Here is a 2,287-nt window from a genome sequence, read left to right as displayed (position 1 = left end):
CTTCCCTCGCTTCCCCGCCCGCGGGGCCCCACTCCGGCCGTTTCCCCGGCCCCTGGGGCCGCCTGCGGCCCGTTGCTCTGAGATCGGTCAATCAATTGACCGATCTCAGAGCAACCGACCGAAGTCACGAGCAACGCCGTGCCGACGGCGTCGCGCCATGCCCGCCCGGCCTGCTGCGGCCGCCAGAAAAACCGTTGCCCCGCTCGTGCCTACCGGAGCATCGTGGTGCCCTCCCGAGCGATAGGAACTCCGATGACAGCTGTCACGCCCCGTGCCCTGACCCACCGAATCACGGACGTGACTGCTTTTGTCGTACCTCAACCTCGGGATCGTCGCCCATGTCGATGCCGGTAAGACCAGCCTGACCGAACGCCTGCTGCACCACGCGGGCGTGATCGACCGCCCCGGCAGCGTGGACCGCGGCGACACCACCACCGACACGCTCGCGCTGGAGCGTGAGCGCGGCATCACCATCCGTGCCTCGGTGGCGTCGTTCCCCGCCGGGGACGTCACCGTCAACGTGTTGGACACGCCGGGCCACCCGGACTTCATCGCGGAGGTGGACCGCAGCCTCGCCGTGCTCGACGGCGCGGTGCTCGTGCTGTCCGCCGTCGAGGGTGTGCAGGCGCAGACCCTCGTGCTGATGCGTGCCCTGCAGCGCCTGCGGCTGCCGGTGATCGTGTTCGTCAACAAGATCGACCGGCGCGGCGCCCGCCCGGACGTCGTGGCCGACGCCGTCGCGCGCCGCCTCAGCCCCGACGTGCTGCCGGTGCAGCGGGTCGTGGCGGCAGGAACGCCGTCCGCCCGGGTGGTGCCGCTCCCGGACGACGGCCTGCGCGCCTGGCTCGCCTGCGAGTCGCGGCGGGGGACCGCCCACCCCGTCCTGTTCGGATCAGCGGTGACGGGCGCCGGCGTGCCCGAGCTGACCGCCGCCCTGGGGAGCTACCTGCCCGCGGTCGACGCCGGCAAGAGCGCCGACGCGCGTTCGGGCGTCGTCTTCGCCATCGACCGGGAGGGCAGGAGGAAGCGTTCGTTCGTCCGGATGCGGTCCGGCGCGCTGCGCGTCCGGGACAAGATCGACCTGGGGCACGGCCGGGCCGAGCGGGTCACGGGCCTGAGCGTCGCTCACCGTGGGTCGCTCGACCCGCGGGACACGGCCGCAGCCGGCCAGATCGCCGTCGTGCACGGGCTCTCGACGGCGCGGGTCGGCGACGTCGTCGGGCGCGCTCTGCCCGGGGACGAGCGGGCGAGCCAGTTCCCGCCGCCGTCGTACGAGACGGTGGTCGGCGTCGCCCCGGGCGACCGCGGCCGGCTGTACGCCGCGCTCACCGAGCTGGCCGAGCAGGACCCGCTGATCCGCGTCCGGCGGCGCGGCGAGGAGATCACCGTCTCGCTGTACGGCGAGGTCCAGCGGGAGGTGCTGGCCGCCGTCCTGCAGCGGGAGTACGCGGTGGACGCGCGGTTCGGGGAGGTGCGCACGGCGCGCCAGGAACGGATAGTCGGCACCGGGCACGCTGTCGAGGTGAAGAAGCAGGACGGCAACGAGTTCCTGGCCACGATCGGGCTGCGGGTGGAGCCCGTGAGGCCCGGGTCGGGCGTCACGTTCGAGCTGGAGTGCGAACGCGGTTCCATGCCGCCGGCCTTCTTCGACGCCGTCGAGGACACCGTGCGCCGGGAGCTGGCCCGCGGGTCCCTGCGGTGGCCGATCCCGGACGCCCGGGTCGTCATGACCCACTCGGGCTACGCACCCCGGCAGAGCCACATGCACCAGAAGTTCAACAAGGCGATGTCCAGCACGGGGGCCGATTTCCGCGGGCTGACGCCGCGCGTGCTCGCCGCCGCCGTCCGCCGGGCTGGGACGCTGGTGTGCGAGCCGGTCCACCGGTTCGTCATCGAGATGCCTGACGACGTCGTCGGATCGGTCACGTCCCTGGTCGGACGGCTGGGCGGCGTGCCGATGGAGTCGGGCGTCGGCGGCTCCGGAGGCGGGGTCGGGGTCGCCGTCGTGCGGGGCGAGATCCCGGCGGGCAGCGTAGCGGCGCTGCAGCGGGACCTGCCTGGGCTGACGCACGGTGAGGGGGTGTGCCAGACGGTGCACGACCGGTTCGAGCCGGTGGTCGACCGCGGTTGACCACCGGCTGTTCGAGCCGGTGGTCGACCGCGGTTGACCATGCACCTGCTGCCAGGATGACGTGGCGGATTCATACGGTCAGTGCAATAGCGCTGATCGAGGGAGAGTCTGCTGATGGTGTCGTCGGGTGTGCGGTGGCCGGTCGAGGTCCGACGT

General features: G+C 72.6%; 1 protein-coding gene. It reads left to right on the top strand.

The window, feature by feature from the left end; translation table 11 throughout:
* Positions 1 to 307 precede the first annotated feature (307 nt).
* Positions 308 to 2,131: a translation factor GTPase family protein gene (locus AB0F70_RS27420; RefSeq protein WP_357456505.1), complete on the top strand. Its 1,824-nt coding sequence runs from the start codon at positions 308 to 310 to the stop codon at positions 2,129 to 2,131.
* Positions 2,132 to 2,287 lie beyond the last annotated feature (156 nt).

Source organism: Promicromonospora sp. NPDC023805 (assembly GCF_040639635.1).
In the GTDB taxonomy this organism is placed as follows: Bacteria; Actinomycetota; Actinomycetes; order Actinomycetales; family Cellulomonadaceae; genus Promicromonospora.
This window is presented reverse-complemented; position numbering and strand designations above follow the sequence as displayed.